This window comes from Kaistia sp. 32K (assembly GCF_016629525.1).
In the GTDB taxonomy this organism is placed as follows: domain Bacteria; phylum Pseudomonadota; class Alphaproteobacteria; order Rhizobiales; family Kaistiaceae; genus Kaistia.
Map to the genome: position 1 here is coordinate 3893595 of NZ_AP024269.1, position 17609 is coordinate 3911203.

The 17609-nt window shown below is 66.7% G+C and carries 17 protein-coding genes; 10 read left to right on the plus strand and 7 right to left on the minus strand.

Features of this window, described 5'->3' with window-relative positions:
• Nucleotides 1-3: 3 nt before the first annotated feature.
• On the minus strand, nucleotides 4-921 hold the full coding sequence (locus K32_RS18080; protein WP_201400850.1) for an NmrA/HSCARG family protein: 918 nt from the start codon (nucleotides 919-921) through the stop codon (nucleotides 4-6).
• Between the two features lie 102 nt (nucleotides 922-1023).
• Here K32_RS18080 and K32_RS18085 point away from each other — a divergent pair, with 102 nt between their 5' ends.
• Complete coding sequence (locus K32_RS18085; protein WP_201400851.1) at nucleotides 1024-1425, plus strand: helix-turn-helix domain-containing protein; 402 nt, start codon at nucleotides 1024-1026, stop codon at nucleotides 1423-1425.
• 36 nt (nucleotides 1426-1461) lie between these two features.
• Here the strand turns inward: K32_RS18085 and K32_RS18090 are convergent, their stop codons facing one another.
• The 6 genes from K32_RS18090 to K32_RS18115 all read right to left on the minus strand — a co-directional run bounded on the left by K32_RS18090 (nucleotide 1462) and on the right by K32_RS18115 (nucleotide 7669).
• Nucleotides 1462-2049 carry an NAD(P)H-dependent oxidoreductase gene (locus tag K32_RS18090; protein ID WP_201400852.1) on the minus strand — a complete coding sequence of 196 codons (588 nt, stop codon included), beginning with the start codon at nucleotides 2047-2049 and terminating at the stop codon, nucleotides 1462-1464.
• A gap of 55 nt (nucleotides 2050-2104) precedes the next feature.
• Complete coding sequence (locus tag K32_RS18095; protein ID WP_201400853.1) at nucleotides 2105-3520, minus strand: FAD-binding oxidoreductase; 1416 nt, start codon at nucleotides 3518-3520, stop codon at nucleotides 2105-2107.
• A gap of 2 nt (nucleotides 3521-3522) precedes the next feature.
• The gene (locus tag K32_RS18100) at nucleotides 3523-4836 is read right to left on the minus strand and encodes a cytosine deaminase (RefSeq protein ID WP_201400854.1); all 1314 of its coding nucleotides are present in this window, start codon (nucleotides 4834-4836) and stop codon (nucleotides 3523-3525) included.
• A 1-nt stretch (nucleotide 4837) separates the two neighbouring features.
• Complete coding sequence (locus K32_RS18105) at nucleotides 4838-5629, minus strand: ABC transporter permease (RefSeq protein WP_244670003.1); 792 nt, start codon at nucleotides 5627-5629, stop codon at nucleotides 4838-4840.
• Nucleotides 5630-5712: 83 nt separating this feature from the next.
• Nucleotides 5713-6534 carry an ABC transporter ATP-binding protein gene (locus K32_RS18110; protein ID WP_201400856.1) on the minus strand — a complete coding sequence of 274 codons (822 nt, stop codon included), beginning with the start codon at nucleotides 6532-6534 and terminating at the stop codon, nucleotides 5713-5715.
• Nucleotides 6535-6661: 127 nt separating this feature from the next.
• Nucleotides 6662-7669, minus strand: coding sequence for an ABC transporter substrate-binding protein (locus K32_RS18115; protein ID WP_244669587.1), 1008 nt, complete (start codon nucleotides 7667-7669; stop codon nucleotides 6662-6664).
• Nucleotides 7670-8033: 364 nt separating this feature from the next.
• Between K32_RS18115 and K32_RS18120 the strand changes: the two genes are divergently transcribed.
• The 9 genes from K32_RS18120 to K32_RS18160 all read left to right on the plus strand — a co-directional run bounded on the left by K32_RS18120 (nucleotide 8034) and on the right by K32_RS18160 (nucleotide 17601).
• Nucleotides 8034-8423 carry a RidA family protein gene (locus K32_RS18120; protein WP_201400857.1) on the plus strand — a complete coding sequence of 130 codons (390 nt, stop codon included), beginning with the start codon at nucleotides 8034-8036 and terminating at the stop codon, nucleotides 8421-8423.
• A 17-nt stretch (nucleotides 8424-8440) separates the two neighbouring features.
• Nucleotides 8441-9823: an 8-oxoguanine deaminase gene (locus tag K32_RS18125; RefSeq protein WP_201400858.1), complete on the plus strand. Its 1383-nt coding sequence runs from the start codon at nucleotides 8441-8443 to the stop codon at nucleotides 9821-9823.
• Nucleotides 9824-10015: 192 nt separating this feature from the next.
• Nucleotides 10016-10822 (plus strand): creatininase family protein, encoded by an 807-nt coding sequence (locus tag K32_RS18130; protein WP_244669588.1) that lies wholly within the window; start codon nucleotides 10016-10018, stop codon nucleotides 10820-10822.
• Nucleotides 10823-10926: 104 nt separating this feature from the next.
• Nucleotides 10927-11853 carry an NAD(P)-dependent oxidoreductase gene (locus K32_RS18135; protein ID WP_201400859.1) on the plus strand — a complete coding sequence of 309 codons (927 nt, stop codon included), beginning with the start codon at nucleotides 10927-10929 and terminating at the stop codon, nucleotides 11851-11853.
• 142 nt (nucleotides 11854-11995) lie between these two features.
• Nucleotides 11996-13585 (plus strand): ABC transporter substrate-binding protein, encoded by a 1590-nt coding sequence (locus tag K32_RS18140; protein WP_201400860.1) that lies wholly within the window; start codon nucleotides 11996-11998, stop codon nucleotides 13583-13585.
• A 111-nt stretch (nucleotides 13586-13696) separates the two neighbouring features.
• Nucleotides 13697-14707, plus strand: coding sequence for an ABC transporter permease subunit (locus K32_RS18145; RefSeq protein WP_201400861.1), 1011 nt, complete (start codon nucleotides 13697-13699; stop codon nucleotides 14705-14707).
• A complete protein-coding gene (locus K32_RS18150) occupies nucleotides 14697-15608 on the plus strand; it encodes an ABC transporter permease subunit (protein ID WP_201400862.1) in 912 nt (303 codons plus the stop codon). The genes K32_RS18145 and K32_RS18150 overlap by 11 nt, the downstream gene beginning before the upstream one ends.
• 2 nt (nucleotides 15609-15610) lie before the next feature.
• Nucleotides 15611-16618, plus strand: a complete 1008-nt coding sequence (locus K32_RS18155) for an ABC transporter ATP-binding protein (RefSeq protein ID WP_201400863.1) — start codon at nucleotides 15611-15613, stop codon at nucleotides 16616-16618.
• The gene (locus tag K32_RS18160; protein ID WP_201400864.1) at nucleotides 16615-17601 is read left to right on the plus strand and encodes a dipeptide ABC transporter ATP-binding protein; all 987 of its coding nucleotides are present in this window, start codon (nucleotides 16615-16617) and stop codon (nucleotides 17599-17601) included. Before K32_RS18155 ends, K32_RS18160 begins: the two co-directional genes overlap by 4 nt.
• The last annotated feature ends 8 nt before the right edge of the window (nucleotides 17602-17609 follow it).

A 17609-nucleotide genomic window follows, 5' to 3' on the forward strand; every position in this document is an offset into this window, starting at 1 on the left:
TGGTCAGGCCTGATTGTAGGCCCACGTCCCGCTGGTGCCGAGCGCCTGCTCGAACGCCCGGCGCCCGCCGCCCGCGAGCCACGTCCGGAATGTCTGCAGCTCCGGATTGATCCGGCGCAGGGCGGCGAGGTCCCCCTCAGCTGACAGTCGGCCGTTGTCGACCAGGGCGGTCAGCCTGGCGAGGAACGGGTTCTCCGCCAGCACCGCCTCGGTAAAGCGGGCATAGGCGATCGGCCGGCCGGCAGCCTGCGTGAACAGGGCTTCCAGCTCTGCCCCGGTGAGAACGTCACCGAACAGGTCGAGGGTCTCGCCGCCAAAGCGCGCGGGATCGGCGAAGACGGCGGCAACGAACTTGCCGATATCCTCCACCGCCACGAAGGGCATCGACTGGTCCCGCCTGAGGAAGAAGTCGAACCGCGCCGCGTCCAGCCCGAAGCCCGGCATCGCCAGCATCTCCATAAAACTGCCCGGCCGGACGATGGTGAAGGTAGTGGGCAGAGCGCGGAGATGCGCCTCGATGCGGATCTTGCTGTCGAAATGGCCGAGACCGGTGGGCGCGTCGCCGCGATGGATCACGGAAGTGTAGACGACGTGCCGGACCCCGCTCTCAACCGCGAGATCGGCGATGGCGGTGCCGAAACGCTCCTCCTCCGCGTCGCTCACCGTGCCCGATGGCGAACTCGGCTGCACGCTGAAGACCCCATACGCGCCTTCCATGGCGCGCCGGATCGCGGCGGCATCCTCGAGCCGGCCCTCGACCAGCTCGGCACCGGCGTCCCGCAGCGCGAGGGAATTCGGCGAGGCCGGATCCCGAACGAAGGCGCGCACCGGCCATCCGGCCTTTAGCAGCGCCGCCGCGACCGACCCACCCTGCTGGCCGGTCGCCCCGAACACCAGGATCGGCTTTTGATTGTCAGACATTGGAAAACACCCTCGTGCTTGAGCAAGGGTTACTCATATATACCCATGGAAATGCGGCGGAAGACGGCACATTTCTCAGCCTCAGGCACAAGGATGATAGGATTGGATCGGCTGATACACGGACGGCCCTACGAAGAGACGCAGGAGGGTCCACGATTCAGGCCCTGCGCGCCGAACGGCGTCCTCGCCCGGCTCGGCGACAAGTGGACCATCCTCGTCATGTCGCACCTGGCCGTAGCGCGAGGCCATCGGCTGCGCTTTTCCGAACTCAAGAACGGAATCGAGGGCATCACCCAAAGGATGCTGACGCTCACGCTCCGCAATCTGGAACGCGACGGACTTCTCGTGCGCCACTACTTCCCCGAGGTGCCCCCGCGCGTCGAGTACGAACTGACCGAGATGGGCGCCAGCATGCTGCCGGCCCTCGAAGGGTTCACGTCCTGGATCCGGGAGAATTGGCCGCACATCGAGGCGAGCCGCCACGCCTATGACGCGCGACCGTGAGGCCGACAGGTCATAGGCAGGCGGATTAGCGGCCCCCTACAGCCTGCCGATCTTGCGGCGGACCTTGGCCAGGTAGCGCGCCCGGCTTTCGGGCGTCGAGCTGTCCATCTTGTAGTGCGCGAGATAGAGCGTGCGGCAGAACGGGTGGCAAAGGCTCCGGATACCGCGCAACAAAATCCGCCGGCCCGGCTCGCCGATGAACTTCGACAGGATCCAGCTGGCGCCGCAGCTCGTCACCACGGCGAGCTTGCGGATGTTCTGCATCGCCGGCCGCGAGCCGCGCGTCGCCGTGGGCATGATGAAGGTCGCATGCGGCACCCAGACCCGCTCCAGCCAGCCCTTCAGCATGGCCGGCGGGCTGAACCACCAGGTCGGATAGACGAAGACGAGGATCTCGCACCATTTGATCAGCGCGAGATGCTCGGCGATCGGGATCTCGTTGATATCAGGCTCGTTGTAGACGCGCCGCTCGTCGGCGCGCATGACGGGATCGAAGCCGGAGGCGTAGAGGTCGAGCAGCCTGACCTCATGCCCCGAGGCGCGGAGCGCCTCGAGGGTGGTGTCGCGGAGCGCGGCGCCGAAACTCTCCGGCACGGGATGAGCGTAGACCACAAGCGCGCGCATGGCTCAGCGCGCCGCCGTGATCATGTGAAAAAGCGAGAGGCCCCCCCGAGCCATCTCAGCCGACTGCCCGGATGCCGGGGAACAGGAAGGTCTTGGTCGACGTGAAGTCGAAATCCGGATCCTCCCAGGCGATCATCTTGCCGGGGTTGAGCAGGCCGTTCGGATCCGCCTCGCGCTTGAAGGCGAGCTGGGCGAGGTCCGTCTGCTTCATGCCGCCCTCCTCCAGCGTGTAGCGATGCGGATTGAAGATCGGGCAGCCATGCTCCTCGTGGATCCGGATGATCTCCTCCAGGCGCTCTTCCGTCGTATAGCGCACCATCGGCAGGCCCATCGGCGTGATCTTGCCGTCGAAGCGGACGAATTCAAGATGGCCGGGCACCTCGTCGCCGAACAGCTTGGTCAGCGTCTCGATCTTCTCGATATGGTGCGGCGGCGGATACATCGACTGCAGATAGGTGATCGACGGGTCGACGCGAATGGCGCGGAGCGTCGTATGGTTCCAGCCGAGCTCGTAGTTCGGCGGGATGCCCTTCAGATCCTCGGCGGTGTCCGAGCGGAACACCACCTCGCCCTTGCTGCGCGAGGTCAGCGCCAGGAAGGCGTCGACCGCATGCGCCGCGACCGTGACGATCGCCAGCGACTGGCCGGGCTTCAGGAACTTCTGGTGGCGCAGGAAATAGTCGTAGGGGATCGGCGCCGCGACGGTCGCGAGCTCCTTGATCAGGAGGCCGTCGGAATTGCCGACGCTGTCGGCATAGCGCACCGCGTCCATGTAGTCGTCGAAGCCGACCAGGACGTCGACCCAGTCATAGGCCGTCGTCAGCGGCATCTCGACTTCGGTGATGATGCCGTTGGTGCCATAGGCGTGCATCACCTTGTGCAGTTCCCAGCCGGTCAGCTCGAGAATGCGGGGCTCGGCCTCCATGGTGACGACGCGCAGCCGCAGCACGTTGCCGATGTCGCGCAGGCCGCCCCAGCGGATCGAGCCGACGCCGCCGGAACCGCCGGCGATGAAGCCGCCGATCGTCGCGGTCTTGGCGGTCGAGGGATGCAGGCGCAGTTCCTGGCCGGAATGCGCCTTCGTCTCGGCGTCGAGCTGGGCGATGACGGCGCCGGGCTCGGCGATGACGCGGCCGGGATGGATCGCCTTGACCTTGTTCATCTCGGCGAGGTTGAGGATCAGGCCGCCGGAAAGCGGCATCGCCTGGCCGTAATTGCCGGTGCCGGTGCCGCGCGGGGTCACCGGTACGTCATGCTTGAAGGCGGCCTTCAGGATGCGGATCACCTCCGCCTCGTCCTTCGGCGTCGCGACCAGGTCCGCGGTGACGTGGTCGAGCTGGGCCTTCAGGACCGGCGAATACCAGAAGAAGTCGCGGCTCTTCTGCTTCACCAAAGCCGGATTGTCTTCGAGCGCGATGCCGTCGAGCTCGGCCCTCAGCGCTTCGAAGTCGTTTCTGAATTGATGAGCCATGATCAGTGTCCAAACAGGGAATCGAGTTCACGATAATCGGGCAATGTCCGGTCGATCGCCTTGCCCTGGCGCAAAACGATGCGGTCGGATTGCGGGCGCGACAGGAATTCGGACCAGCTGCGGGCCCGGAACAGCACCAGATCGGCGGGATCGCCAGCCCGGATCCGTCCGAGATCGGAGCGGCGCAGGATGGCGGCGGGGTTGGTGGTGACGACGCGCGCGGCGCCGTCGAGCGGGTGGTCGAGATGCAGGATCCGAACCGCCTCGCGGAAGACCTCGACGGCGTCGAGGTCGCCATAGGCGTAGAACGGGTCCCGCGTGTTGTCGGAGGCGACCGCCACGCGGATGCCGCGCTCCTCCATCTCGTTCAGAAGCGTCACCCCGCGCCAGCGCGGCGTGCGGCCGGGATGGCGGTCCTGCAGGTAGAGATTGCACATCGGCAGCGAGACGACGGCGAGGCCCGCCTCGGCGACGAGGTCCATCGTCCGGTCCGCCTCGCTCTCGTCCTGGCGGGCGAGCGAACAGCAATGGCCGACCGTGACCTGCCCCTCATAGGAGGTGCGGATCGCCGCGTTGGCGATCGCCGCCAGCGAGCGGGCATTGGGATCGGCGGTCTCGTCGACATGCAGGTCGATGTCGAAGCCGTTTTCCGACGCCATGGCGAAGAGATGGTCGAGCGCGGTGTCGAGGCCCGGCGTCATATAGGTGAAGCCGCCGAGCACGCCGCCATAGGAGGCGACGACGTTGGTAAGGCGTGCGCGCACCGTCTCGTCGAGATAGAGCTCGATCGGCGACAGCGCCACGCCCTGCAGGTCGACGCGGCCCGCCCAGACGTCGCGCGCCTCGGCGAAGGCCGGCCAGGACGCTGGAAACTGCGGCGGCACGCAGTCGATATGGGTGCGGATCAGCCGCGTGCCGTGCGCATAGGCGGAGCGGAGCGAGAACTCCATCCGCGCCCGCACGTCCTCCGTCGTCCAGTGCGCCTCGCGGTCGGCGTCGACCGCGGCGAGCGCGTCGGCGAAGCTGCCCGAGGGGTTCTCGCGCCGCGCCCAGATATGGCCCTTGTCGAGATGGGTGTGCATGTCGACGAAACAGGGCCAGACCTGGCCGGCATCGAGATCGAAGACGGGTGCGTCGTCGACGCTGCCGGCCGGCCGCAGCGCCTCGATCCTGCCGTTCGCGACGACGATGTCGGCCCGCATCAGCCCCTCGCCGACGTCGCGCCCGTCGAAGCCGTCGACGGTCACGGCGGGCAAGGTGGCGTTGGCGAGCACATAGCGATCCGCATCCGGAAGCGCGGCAAAACCCTTCGTCATCTCAATTCTCCCGCCGGATCGCGCTTTCGTGCCAGCGGCGCAGCAGCAGATGCGAGATCAGGCTGGTCGCGCCATAGATCACGACGCCGGTGGCGCAGAGCAGGATCAGCGCGGCGAACAGGCGGGGGATGTTGAGACGGTACTGCGATTCGAGCAGGCGGAAGGCGAGGCCCGAGCCGGCGCCGGCGGAACCGGCGGCGAACTCGGCCACCACGGCCGCGATCAGCGCGAGGCCGCCGGCGATCCGGAGGCCCGCCAGGAAATAGGGCAGCGCTGCCGGCAGCTTCAGGTGGATCATCGTCTGCCAGCGGCTGGCGCCGTAGAGCTCGAACAGGTTGAGCAAATTGTGGTCAGTGCTCTTCAGGCCCTGCGTCGTGTTGGAGAGCACGGGGAAGAAGGCGACGATCCAGGCGCAGATCAGAAGCGCGGACTGCGTCGACGGCGCGTAGATCAGGATGAGCGGCGCGATGGCGACGACGGGCGTCACCTGCAGGATGACCATGTAAGGCGACAGCGCCAGCTCGATCCATTTCGACTGGGTGAGCAGGATGGCGAGCGCGACGCCGCCGACCAGCGCGATGGCGAGCGCCAGGAAGGTGATCTTCAGCGTCACCAAGAGCGCCGTGCCGAGGATCGGCCAGTCCTTGATCAGCGACTGCGCGACGAGATCCGGCCCGGGCAGGATGTATTTCGGGATGTTGTAGGCGGCGACATACCAGGCCCAGAGGCCGATCAGCATCGCCAGCATCACCAGCGGGATGAGCACGCGGAGGATGCGCTCGCTGACGGGCATGGTCGGGATCGGCGCGGGCGGCGTGTCTTCATGGGCGGCGGCCTGCGCGGTCGGGGTCGCGGCGGGGCCCTGGTCGATGCTGGTCATAGATGGTCTGCCGCTCCGATGGCGGAAAGAAGGGATTCCGAGGTCCGGCGGCAATATTCGCCATAGGCCTGCGAGGTGCGGAAGCCGATGCCGCGCGGATGCGGCGCATCGACCTCGATCTCGTCGATGACGCGGCCGGGGCGCGCGGCCATGACGACGATCCGGCTCGACAGGTAGACGGATTCGAAAACCGAATGGGTGACGAAGACGATCGTCCAGCCGAACTGCTCCCAGAGCCGGAGCAGGTCGTCATTGAGCTTCTGGCGGGTGATCTCGTCGAGCGCGGCGAAGGGCTCGTCCATCAGCAGGATGCGCGGACGCGTCACCAGCGCGCGGGCGATCGAGACGCGCATCTTCATGCCGCCGGACAGCTCGCGCGGATAGGAATCGACGAACTTGTCGAGGCCGACCATCTCCAGCGCTTCCATGACGCGCGGCCGCGCCTCGGCCTGCGAGACGCCCTTCAGGCGCAGCGGCAGCCAGACATTCTTGAACACCGTCGCCCACGGCATCAGCGTCGGCTCCTGGAACACGAAGCCGATCTCGCCCTCGCTGCCCTTCTTCGCCGCCTTCGCGCCCTCGTCCGGCCAGACGATGCTGCCCGAGGACGGCTCGCCGAGGCCGGCCAGCATCCTGAGCGCGGTCGACTTGCCGCAACCCGACGGACCGAGAAGGCTGATGAACTCGCCGCCGCGGATCGTCAGCGACATGTCCTTCAGCGCGATCGTCCCGTTCGAAAACGTCTTCGAGATGTGTTCGAGACGAACGATGGGCCGTCCGGACGCGGCGGATGGCGGGCTACTGGTTGCGAGAGACAAGAAATCCGTTTCCTCAACTTAAGTGGCGAAACGCGCCACCAAACTGGCGATGGCCAAACGGGCGATGGCCAATCAGGCAATGGCATTGCCGGGCCTGAGCCCGGCAATGCCTGGAGGCGTGACGCCCTTACTTCTTCAGTTCCTTGCCGACGCCCTTGCAGGTGAACTTGGTCGTGTAGACCTTCGACAGGTCGAGATCGGCCTTGGTGACCTTGGCCTTGACCATCTTCTCGTAGAAGTCCTTGACCCGCGCGTCGGTGATGCAGCCGATGCCCTTGTCGAGCGTGTCGCCGGAATCGACCAGGCCATAATCCTTCATGGTCTGGATCGTGTAGGCGATCTGCTCATCCGTGATTTCCGGATTGTCCTTCTTAATCAGGTCGTTGGCAGCCTTGTTGTCGCCGTACAGGTAGTTGTACCAGCCGACGATCGAGGCATCGACGAAGCGCTGCACGATGTCGGGATTGGCGTCGGCATATTCCTGCGTCGCCTCGATCAGGGTCGAATAGGTGCTGAAGCCTTCATCGGCGAGCAGGAACAGCTTCGGCTTGAAATCGGCCTGCTTGGCGATCTCGAACGGCTCGGAGGTGATGTAGCCCTGCTGCGCCGACTTCGGATCGGCGAGGAACGGCGCCGGATTGAAGGTGTAGGGCTTGAACTGCTCGTCGCGGAAGCCCGGGAAAGCCTCCTTCATCCACTGGAAGTAGGAGGCATAGCCGTCCTTCGACAGAAGCAGCGTGTCGAGCTTGGCCAGGTCCTCGAACTTCTCGACGTCCGGATGGGCGATGATGACCTGCGGTTCCTTCTGGAAGATCGCGGCGACCTCGACCAGCGGAATGCCCTCGTCGGCGGCGGCGAAGGTCTCGACCAGGTTGCCGGCCATGTTGAACTGCGTCTTGCCGGCGAGCATCAGCTGGCGGTTGGCCGCCTGCGGTCCGCCCTGCACGATCGTCACCTTGAGGCCGTACTTCTCGTAGGTGCCGTCGGCGACGGCCTGGTAGAAGCCGCCATGCTCGGCCTGAGCCAGCCAGTTGGTGCCGAAGGAGACCTCGTCGAGCGCGAAGGCCTGGCCGGAAAAAGCCACTGCCGCCGCGCCGGCCGCCATGCCGATGAACCTTGTCTTGAGCGATGTCATGTCGTCTACGCCTTCCCCTTGTCGCGACAGCCTTGGCGGTCGCCCCCAGTTTTTTCCCCGAACCGATGCGCCCCGGTTCCTTGCTTCCCGGCGCTTCGACCGGCCTTCGTCGTCGCAAAACGCATGCCACGCCGGCCGCTTGTGCGCCTGCGCCGATAGTGCCGTCCGCTCAGACGTCGGGAAGTGCCCGCATATTATGCGACGAAGCCTGCCCAAGATAGCGGCAGAGGCCGAGAAATTGAGCGCTTCCGTCGAAACATCGCGGTGGAACATGCGCTTCCGGCGAAGCGGCATGGCCTTGCCAGCGATGCTATCGCCCCCCTACCCTTTCCATTCCCTTACGCCGAACCGGAGCCCCGCGCGGATGAACGATTCCCTGACCCCGAAGACCATCCGCCCGCCCTTCGGCCGCTACAGCCACGGCGTCCAGGCGCCGGCGGGAAGCCGGTTCATCTTCACCTCCGGCCAGCTCGGCATCCGAAGCGACGACAGCGTGCCGGAGGACATCGAGGAGCAGGCGGAGATCTGCTTCGAGAACATCCGCGCGATCCTCGCCGAGGGCGGCATGGACCTTTCCGACATCGTCCGCTTGAACGCCTTTGTCACGCGGCGCGAGGACATGCGCCGCTACATGAACGTGCGCGACCGCTATGTGGTCGAGCCGCTGCCCGCCTCGACGCTCTACATCGTCTCGGGCTTCACCCGGCCGGAATTCCTGGTCGAGATCGAAGCCGTCGCCGCCAGGGTCGACTGAGAAGGACGGAAGCGGTCATGACGAACACCGGGACGAACACGGGGCGGGTCTGGCTCCGGGATCCGATCGCCGTGCTGGCGGACGGCGCCGAACGCGGCGTCGTCATCGCGGACGGCCGGATCGTCGAGCTGGTCGGCAAGGGCGCCGAGCCGCTGCATCCGGTGCAGAAGATCTTCGACGCCTCGCGCCATGTCGTGACGCCCGGCCTCGTCAACACGCATCACCACTTCTTCCAGACGATGACGCGGGCGCATCCGGCGGGGGTCAACAAGTCGCTCTGGCCCTGGATCACGTCGCTCTATCCGATCTGGACGAAACATGTGAACGCCGACAATTTCCGCCTCGCCGCCCGCCTCGCGGCGACCGAGCTGATGCTGTCGGGCTGCACCTGCGCCTCCGACCACCACTACATGTTCCCGGACGGGCTCGAACATGCGCTCGACATCGAGGCGGAGGAAGCGGCGGCGGTCGGCCTGCGGATGACGCTTTCGCGCGGCGCGCTCGACGTCGGCGGCGATACGGCCGAGGCCGACAGCCAGGCGGTCGCGCCCGGCGGCGCCATCCAGGATACCGACGCGATCCTCGCCGATTGCGAGCGCGTCATCGCCCGCTATCACGACCGCTCTGACGGCGCGATGACCCGCGTCGCGCTCGCCCCCTGCGCCCCCTTCGACGTCTCGCTGCGGCTGATGCGGGAGACGGCGGCACTGGCCGAAAAGCATGATTGCCGGCTGCACACCCATCTCGTCGAGACGAAGCAGGAAGCCGACTTCGCCCGCGAGAAGCACGGCATGTCGGCGGTCGACTATCTCGAGGAATGCCACTGGCTTTCGGACCGGACCTGGCTGGCGCACGGCATCCATTTCGACGATGCCGAGGTAAAGAAGCTCGGGCGGCACGGCGTCGGCATCTGCCATTGCCCGACCTCGAACATGGTGCTGGCCTCCGGCATCTGCCGGACCAAGGAGCTGGAGGCGGCGGGATGCCCGGTCGGCCTCGGCGTCGACGGCTCCGCCTCCAACGACAATTCGAACCTGATCGAGGCGGCGCGCCACGCGCTGATGATCGGGAGGCTCCGCTACGACGCCGAGGCGGTGACGGATCGCGACGTGCTGCGCTGGGCGACGGAGGGCTCGGCGCGCTGCCTCGGCCGCGACGACATCGGCGCCATCGCCGTCGGCAAGCAGGCCGATTTCGCCTTCTGGAACCTCGACGAGCTACGCTTCTCCGGCGCCGGCGACCCGATCGCCGCCCTCGTGCTCTGCGGCGCGCATGCCGCCGACCGCGTCATGGTCCAGGGCGAGTGGCGGGTCGAGGACGGCCAGCCGGTCGGCGTCGACCTGGCGCGCCTCCGCCATGAACACCACCAAGCCTCCAAACAGTTCCTGGAGGCTCTCTAAAGCCGAGGAAGGCGCAGGCGGATTCCCTCCCCCTTGTGGGGAGGGTTAGGGAGGGGGTACCTCCTCCCCCCTTGAAAGTCTGACCTGCCCTTGCTCAGTATCGCCAACGCCCGAGGCCGGCGCTGGTACCCCACCCCGCCCTCCCCACAAGGGGGAGGGAGCAGAACAAGCCACCGAGAAAAGAGACTTCCGATGTCCCTTCCCCGCCCCTACTGGCACGAAATGCAGGCGCCCGACTTCCTGGGCGGCGACAAGGACTGGATCGCGGTCCTGCCGATCTGCGCCATCGAACAGCACGGCCCGCATCTGCCCGTCTTCACCGACGCCTGCATCGGCGAAGGCATGGTGAAGCGCGTCGTCGAGCTCCTGCCCGAAGGCCTGCCGGCGACGTTCCTGCCGGTGCAGTCGATCGGCAAGTCGAACGAGCACATCTCGTCGCCGGGCACCCTCACCTTCACCTGGGAAACCGTCATCCGCATGTGGCTGGAGATCGGCGACAGCATCGCGCGGGCCGGCGTCAAGAAGCTCGTCCTCGTCACCTCGCATGGTGGCAACATCCCGGCCTCCGAGATCATCGCCCGCGAGCTGCGCATCAAATACGGCATGCTGGTGGTCTCGACCGGCTGGACCGCCGTCGGCGAGCCGGAGGGCCTGGTGCCGGAGGAGGAATATCTCTACGGCATCCATGGCGGCGACGTCGAAACCTCGATCATGCTGCATTTCAGGCCGGACCTCGTGAAGATGGACAAGGCCGAGGATTTCCGCTCGACCCAGCTCGATTTGCTCAAGGAATTCAAGCGCCTGCGCTTCCACGGCGCCCCGGCGCGCGCCGCCTGGAAGGCGCAGGACCTGAACCCGCATGGCGCCGTCGGCAACGCGTCGCGGGCTACCGCCGAGCGCGGCAAACTGATGGTCGACTACCAGGCCGCCGCCTTCGTCGAACTGCTCGAGGAGATGGCGCGCTTCGACCTCGGCCGGCTCTGGACTTCGCCTGCCTGACCGGTCGGCACCCTTTCGGAAAACGCTTGGGAAAGCCGGCCGTCTGTTGCTAGCATGCGGGGCATTGCGACAGCATTGGCCTGAGCGCATGTCCGGGGGCGGGCGTGGTCGACATCGTAATTTCCGAGTTCATGCACAAGAACGCGGTCGCGGATCTCTCCCGCGACTTCGAGGTCCTCTACGAGCCGACGCTGGGGATGGACCCGCCCGGCCTGACGAAGGTCATCCGTCAGGCCAAGGCGCTGCTGATCCGCGACCGGACGGTCGTCGACATCCCGCTGCTCGCCAAGGCGGCCGATTTGCGCGTGATCGGGCAGATCGGCGCCGTCTCCGACAATATCGACCTTCTCGGCTGCGAGGCGCGCGGCGTCTCGATCGTCCGCTCGCCCGACATGATGGCCGACGCCATCGGCGAGTATGTGATCGCCAGCGCCATGATACTGGTGCGCGGCGCCTTCTTCTCGGCGCGTGACGTGATGGCCGGCAAGTGGCCGCGCGGCCATCTCGTCGGCCGCGAGATCGGCGGCCGCACGCTCGGCCTCGTCGGCCTCGATTTCGGCGCCCGCGCGGCGGCGACGCGGGCGCGCGCGCTCGGCATGCGGGTCATCGCCTGGGACCCGTTCCTGAAGCCGACCCATCCGGCCTGGAGCGACATCGAGCGGGTGGAGTTCGAGCCGCTCCTCGCCGAGGCCGACGTCGTCAGCGTGCATCTGCCGGCCCGCCCCGAATTCATCGGCAAGCTCGGCACCACCGCGCTGTCGCGGCTGAAATCCGGCGCCGTGCTGATCTCGGTCGGCGGCGGCGGCATCGTCGACGAGGCGGCCGTCGCCAACATGCTGTCGATCGACCGCCTGCGCGGCGCCGCCTTCGACGGCTTCGAGACCGAGCCGCTGACCTTCGAAGCCGGCTCGATCTTCGCCGCCGTCCCCAATTTATTGCTGACGCCGCGCATCGCCGACCTGACGCTCGAATCCCACCACCGCTCCTCGGCGGCGATCGTCGCCAAGGTGCGCGGCGCGCTCAATCTTTGATCAACCGGCAAAAATCCCTCTTGCAATAGCGCTTCGGCTCGGCTCGACTGTGGCTTTCCGCCCACGAGAGGTTCCAGCAAGGAATCCAGCTGCGGGGCGGGCTTAAAGCGCTTTGGAAAGCGCAAGCCAGGGGAGTTCCGGAATGAAGAATTATGTCCGCCTGTTGGCGGCGACCATGCTTGTCACGGGTCTCGCTTCCGCCGCCGGGGCCAAGACTTTGGTCTACTGTTCGGAAGGCAGCCCGGAGAACTTCAATCCGCAGATCAATACGACCGGCACCTCGCTCGACGCGGCGCGGCCGGCCTTCAACCAGCTGGTCCAGTTCGAGCCCGGCACGACGAATGTCGTCCCGGCGCTGGCCGAGAGCTGGGACATCTCGCCCGACGGCACGGAAGTCACCTTCCACCTGCGCAAGGGCGTCAAGTTCCACTCGACCAAGACGTTCACGCCGACGCGCGACTTCAACGCCGACGACGTGCTGTTCTCGTTCGAGCGCCAGTGGAAGACGGACAACCCGTACCACAAGGTCTCCGGCGGCGCGTATGACTACTTCAACGACATGGGCATGCCGGACCTCTTGAAGTCGATCGAGAAGGTCGACGACCACACGGTCAAGTTCACGCTGAGCCGCCCCGAGGCGCCCTTCCTCGCCAATCTGGCGATGGACTTCGCCACCATCTTCTCGGCCGAGTTCGCCGACGCGATGCTGAAGGCCGGAACGCCGGAGCAGCTCGACCAGGTGCCGGTCGGCACCGGTCCCTTCTCCTTCGTCACCTACCAGAAGGATTCCGTGATCCGCTTCAAGGCGTTCGCGGATTATTGGGGCGGCCAGCCCAAGATCGACGGCCTCGTCTTCGCGATCACCAAGGATCCGACGGCGCGCTGGTCGAAGCTGCAGAAGGGCGAATGCCAGATCATGGCCTATCCGAACCCTGCCGACCTGGAGGCGATCGGCAAGGATCCGAACGTCAACCTGTTGCAGCAGGCCGGCCTCAACATCGGCTACCTCGCCTTCAACGTGCAGAAGAAGCCGTTCGACGACAAGCGCGTCCGCCTGGCGATGGCGCATGCCATCGACAAGGACACGATCCTCAAGGACGTCTATCTCGGCGCCGGCCAGTCGGCCAAGAACCTGATCCCGCCGACGATCTGGAGCTACAACGACAAGGTCGTCGACTACGACTACGATCCGGAAAAGGCCAAGGCGCTCCTGAAGGAAGCCGGCCTCGAGGGCGGCTTCGAGACGGATCTCTGGTGGATGCCGGTGCAGCGTCCGTACAACCCGAACGCCAAGCGCGTCGCCGAGATCATCCAGGCCGACCTCGCCAAGCTCAACATCAAGGCCAATCTGGTCTCCTATGAATGGGGCGAGTACCGCAAGCGCATGCAGGCGGGCGAGCACCAGATGGGCCAGCTCGGCTGGACCGGCGACAATGGCGATCCCGACAACTTCTTCTTCCTGCTCAGCTGCGAGGCGGCCCGCCCGGGCGGCCAGAACCTGGCCAAGTGGTGCAACAAGGAGTTCGACGACCGGCTGAACAAGGCCAAGACCCTGTTCGACAAGGCCGAGCGCACCAAGCTCTATGAAGAGATGCAGGTCATCCAGCACGATGACTATCCGGTGATGCCGATCGCCCACTCGGTCGTGTTCGAACCGACCCGCAAGGAGGTCAGCGGCTACAAGGTGAGCCCGCTCGGCCGGCATGAGTTCACGGATGTCGAGCTGAAGTAAGGCTCTCAGGCGATACCGGAGCGGGCGGCGGCGACACCGCCCTCCGCTTCGGTCATCTGTTTCTGGACCAGGCGGCGCAGTCTCTGCGCTCGCCCACCACGGGTCCCCAAAATGCTCGGTTTCATTGTTCGACGGGTTCTGCTCGTCATCCCGACCTTCATCGCGATCGCGTTCCTGACCTTCATCGCCATCCGCCTGGTTCCCGGCGACCCGATCGAGGTCCGCACCGGCGAGCGCGGCATCTCGCCGGAACGGCTCGCGCAGTTCCGTCACGAGCTCGGCCTCGACCAGCCGGTCTGGAAGCAGTTTCTCGATTATCTCTGGCAGCTCGCGCACGGCAATTTCGGCACCTCGACCTCGACCCATGCGCCGGTCCTGACCGAGTTCCTGACGCTGTTCCCGGCGACGCTGGAGCTCGCCATCAGCGCCATGCTGTTCGCCACCATCCTCGGCATCCCGGCCGGCGTCATCGCCGCGACGAGGCGTGGCACCGTCGTCGACTACGGGCTGATGGGCGCGGCGCTGACCGGCTTCTCCATGCCGGTGTTCTGGTGGGGCCTGCTGCTGATCCTGCTGTTCTCGGTCAATCTCGGCTGGACCCCGGTCTCCGGCCGCATCGACCTGCTCTATTATTTCGAGCCCGTCACCGGCTTCATGCTGATCGACAGCTGGCTCTCCGGCGAGGAAGGCGCGTTCAGCTCGGCGGTGTCGCATCTGATCCTGCCAACCATCGTTCTCGGCACCATCCCGCTCGCCACCATCGCCCGCATGACCCGCTCGGCCATGCTGGAAATCCTCGGCGAGGACTATGTCCGCACCGCCCGCGCCAAGGGACTTTCGCCGTTCCGCGTCGTCGGCGTGCATGCGCTCCGCAACGCACTGATCCCGGTCGTCACCGTGATCGGCCTGCAGGTCGGCGCGCTGATGGCCGGCGCGGTGCTGACCGAATACATCTTCTCCTGGCCCGGCGTCGGCTCCTGGCTGATCGAATCCATCAACCGCCGCGACTATCCGGTGCTGCAGGGCGGAATCCTGCTCGTCTCCGCCATCGTCATCCTGATCAACATTCTCGTCGATCTGCTCTACGGCGTGCTCAATCCGAGGATCCGCCATGCCCGCTGACAGCACCGCGACCGCCGCCGCGCCGCGGCCAAAAGCGCCGCCCGGCCCGTTCGTCTCGTTCTTCCGCGACTTCTCCGAAAACCGCGCCGCGCTGGTCGGACTGATCCTGCTGTCGCTGCTCGTCTTCGTCGCCATCTTCGCCAATGTGATCGCGCCCTATTCGCCCTACGAGCAGTTCCGCGAATTCACCCGCATCCCGCCAGCCTGGGCCGAGGGGGGCAACCGCGCCTTCCTGCTGGGCACCGACGAGATCGGCCGCGACATGCTCTCGCGCCTGATCTTTGGCGCGCGGCTGTCGCTGTTCATCGGCCTTTCGGTCGTCGTCGCCTCGATGGCGGCCGGCATCGCGCTCGGCCTGGTCGCTGCCTTCGCGCCCGGCTGGCCGTCGATCGTCATCATGCGGGCGATGGACGTCATCCTGTCGGTGCCGAGCCTGCTGCTCGCCATCGTCATCGTCGCCATCATCGGCCCGAGCCTGACCAACACGATCATCGCCATCACGGTGGTCTACCTGCCCTATTACGTCCGCCTGGTGCGCGCCTCGGCGCTGCAGGAGAAGACGCGCGACTATGTGACGGCGGCCCGCGTCGGCGGCGCCGGCACGTTCCGCATCATGTTCCGCACCGTGCTGCCCAACTGCATGGCGCCGATCATCGTGCAGGCGGCGCTGACCATCTCGAACGCCATCCTCGAGGCGGCGGCGCTCGGCTTCCTCGGCCTCGGCGCCCAGCCGCCCTCGCCCGAATGGGGCGCGATGCTCGCCTCGGCGCGCGAATTCCTGCAATCGGCGCCCTGGATCGTCACCGAGCCCGGCCTCGCCATCCTGATCACCGTGCTCGCGATCAACCTGGTCGGCGACGGCCTGCGCGACGCGCTCGACCCGAAGATGCGGAGGAGCTGACCATGCCGCTTCTCGAAATCAACGACCTGACGGTCGACTTCCGCACCGGCTCCGGCCAGTTCCGCGCCGTCGACGGCGTTTCGCTCAGCGTCGATCGCGGCGAGATCCTCGCCATCGTCGGCGAGAGCGGCTCCGGCAAGTCGGTTGCCATGCTCGCCGTGATGGGGCTGCTGCCCTGGACCGCCACCGTCACGGCGAAGACCCTCGCCTTCGACGGTCGGGACCTGCTGACGCTGACGCCGCGCGAGCGGCGCCGGGTGATCGGCAAGGACATGGCGATGATCTTCCAGGAGCCGATGTCGAGCCTCAACCCGTGCTTCACGGTCGGCTATCAGATCGGCGAGAGCCTGAAGACGCATCTCGGCCTCACCAAGCGCGAGCGCCGCGAACGCTCGATCGAGCTTCTGAACGCCGTCGGCATTCCCGATCCCGAGCGCCGGCTCTCCGCCTTCCCGCACCAGCTCTCCGGCGGCATGAGCCAGCGCGTGATGATCGCCATCGCGCTCGCCTGCCGGCCGAAGCTGATCATCGCCGACGAGCCGACGACCGCGCTCGACGTCACCATCCAGGCGCAGATCCTCGAACTCCTCGTCTCGCTGCAGCGGGAGACCGAGACCGGCCTCGTCCTCATCACGCACGACATGGGCGTCGTCGCCGAAACGGCCGAGCGCGTCTCGGTGCACTATGCCGGGCAGAAGATCGAGGAGCAGCCGGTCGGCCCGCTCTTCGCCGATCCGCATCATCCCTATACGGCGGCGCTGCTCGCCGCCCTGCCGGAGCGCGCCAGGGGCAAGCTCCTGCCCTCGATCCCCGGCGTCGTGCCCGGCCAGTTCGACCGGCCGCCGGCCTGCCTGTTCGAGCCGCGCTGCCGCTTCGCCACCGACCGCTGCCGCACCAAGGTGCCGCCGCGCCAGGGCGCGATCGCCGGCTTCGCGCTCTGCCACTATCCGCTGACGCATGGCCGGCCGATCGGCCATCCCCACCCCGAAGGCAGGGAGGTCGCGGCATGAACGCGCCCGTCGTCCTCGAGGCGAGCCATCTGGCGCGCTTCTATTCGGTGAGCCGCGGCGCCTTCAAGCCGGCCGCCACCGTCCGGGCCTTGGCCGAGGCGAGCTTCACGCTCGAGGAAGGCAAGACGCTCGCCGTCGTCGGTGAATCCGGCTGCGGCAAGTCGACCCTCGCCCGTCTCGTCACCATGATCGAGGAGCCGAGCGAAGGCCGGCTCGTCATCGGCGACACCGACATCGTCACCGCCGACAAGGCGGCGCTGAAGAAGCTGCGCTCGGAAGTGCAGATCGTCTTCCAGAACCCCTACGGCTCGCTGAACCCGCGCCAGAAAATCCTCGACGCGCTGGCCGAGCCGCTCGTCATCAACCGCCGGGATATGAGCGCGGCCGATCGCAAGGCGGCCGTTCTCGACATGCTGAAGCGCGTCGGCCTCAGGCCCGAGCACGCCAACCGCTATCCGCACATGTTCTCCGGCGGCCAGCGCCAGCGCATCGCCATCGCCCGCGCGCTGATGCTGCGGCCCAAGATCCTCGTGCTCGACGAGCCGGTCTCGGCGCTTGACGTCTCGGTGCAGGCGCAGGTGCTGAACCTGCTGGTCGAATTGCAGGAGAGCCTCGGCCTCTCCTATCTCTTCATCTCGCACGGTCTTTCCGTGGTGCGGCACATGGCCGACGAGATCCTGGTCATGTATCTCGGCCGCGTCGTCGAACGCGCGCCGCGCGAAAAACTGTTCGAGCAGCCGCTGCATCCCTATACGCAGGCGCTGCTCTCGGCGACGCCGATGGCCGATCCCGAGCGGCAGCGCGAGCGCATCCGCCTGAAGGGCGAGCTGCCCTCCCCGTTCAACCCGCCGAGGGGCTGCGCCTTCCATCCGCGCTGCCCGCGCGCCTTCGACAAATGCCGCGTCGAGCGGCCGGAACTTCGCTGGCATGGCGAGACGGAGGTCGCCTGCTGGGCGGTCGAGCGCGACGATCCGGTGTCCTAGACAGCGGA

Bases quoted from the DNA above. Each gene is read 5' to 3' on its own strand.
- K32_RS18080 (WP_201400850.1), bottom strand. From the start codon at position 921: ATGTCTGACAATCAAAAGCCGATCCTGGTGTTCGGGGCGACCGGCCAG.
- K32_RS18100 (WP_201400854.1), bottom strand. From the start codon at position 4,836: ATGACGAAGGGTTTTGCCGCGCTTCCGGATGCGGATCGCTATGTGCTC.
- K32_RS18145 (WP_201400861.1), top strand. From the start codon at position 13,697: ATGCTCGGTTTCATTGTTCGACGGGTTCTGCTCGTCATCCCGACCTTC.
- K32_RS18160 (WP_201400864.1), top strand. From the start codon at position 16,615: ATGAACGCGCCCGTCGTCCTCGAGGCGAGCCATCTGGCGCGCTTCTAT.
- K32_RS18115 (WP_244669587.1), bottom strand. From the start codon at position 7,669: ATGACATCGCTCAAGACAAGGTTCATCGGCATGGCGGCCGGCGCGGCG.
- K32_RS18095 (WP_201400853.1), bottom strand. From the start codon at position 3,520: ATGGCTCATCAATTCAGAAACGACTTCGAAGCGCTGAGGGCCGAGCTC.
- K32_RS18150 (WP_201400862.1), top strand. From the start codon at position 14,697: ATGCCCGCTGACAGCACCGCGACCGCCGCCGCGCCGCGGCCAAAAGCG.
- K32_RS18140 (WP_201400860.1), top strand. From the start codon at position 11,996: ATGAAGAATTATGTCCGCCTGTTGGCGGCGACCATGCTTGTCACGGGT.
- K32_RS18130 (WP_244669588.1), top strand. From the start codon at position 10,016: ATGTCCCTTCCCCGCCCCTACTGGCACGAAATGCAGGCGCCCGACTTC.
- K32_RS18125 (WP_201400858.1), top strand. From the start codon at position 8,441: ATGACGAACACCGGGACGAACACGGGGCGGGTCTGGCTCCGGGATCCG.
- K32_RS18090 (WP_201400852.1), bottom strand. From the start codon at position 2,049: ATGCGCGCGCTTGTGGTCTACGCTCATCCCGTGCCGGAGAGTTTCGGC.
- K32_RS18155 (WP_201400863.1), top strand. From the start codon at position 15,611: ATGCCGCTTCTCGAAATCAACGACCTGACGGTCGACTTCCGCACCGGC.
- K32_RS18105 (WP_244670003.1), bottom strand. From the start codon at position 5,629: ATGCCCGTCAGCGAGCGCATCCTCCGCGTGCTCATCCCGCTGGTGATG.
- K32_RS18120 (WP_201400857.1), top strand. From the start codon at position 8,034: ATGAACGATTCCCTGACCCCGAAGACCATCCGCCCGCCCTTCGGCCGC.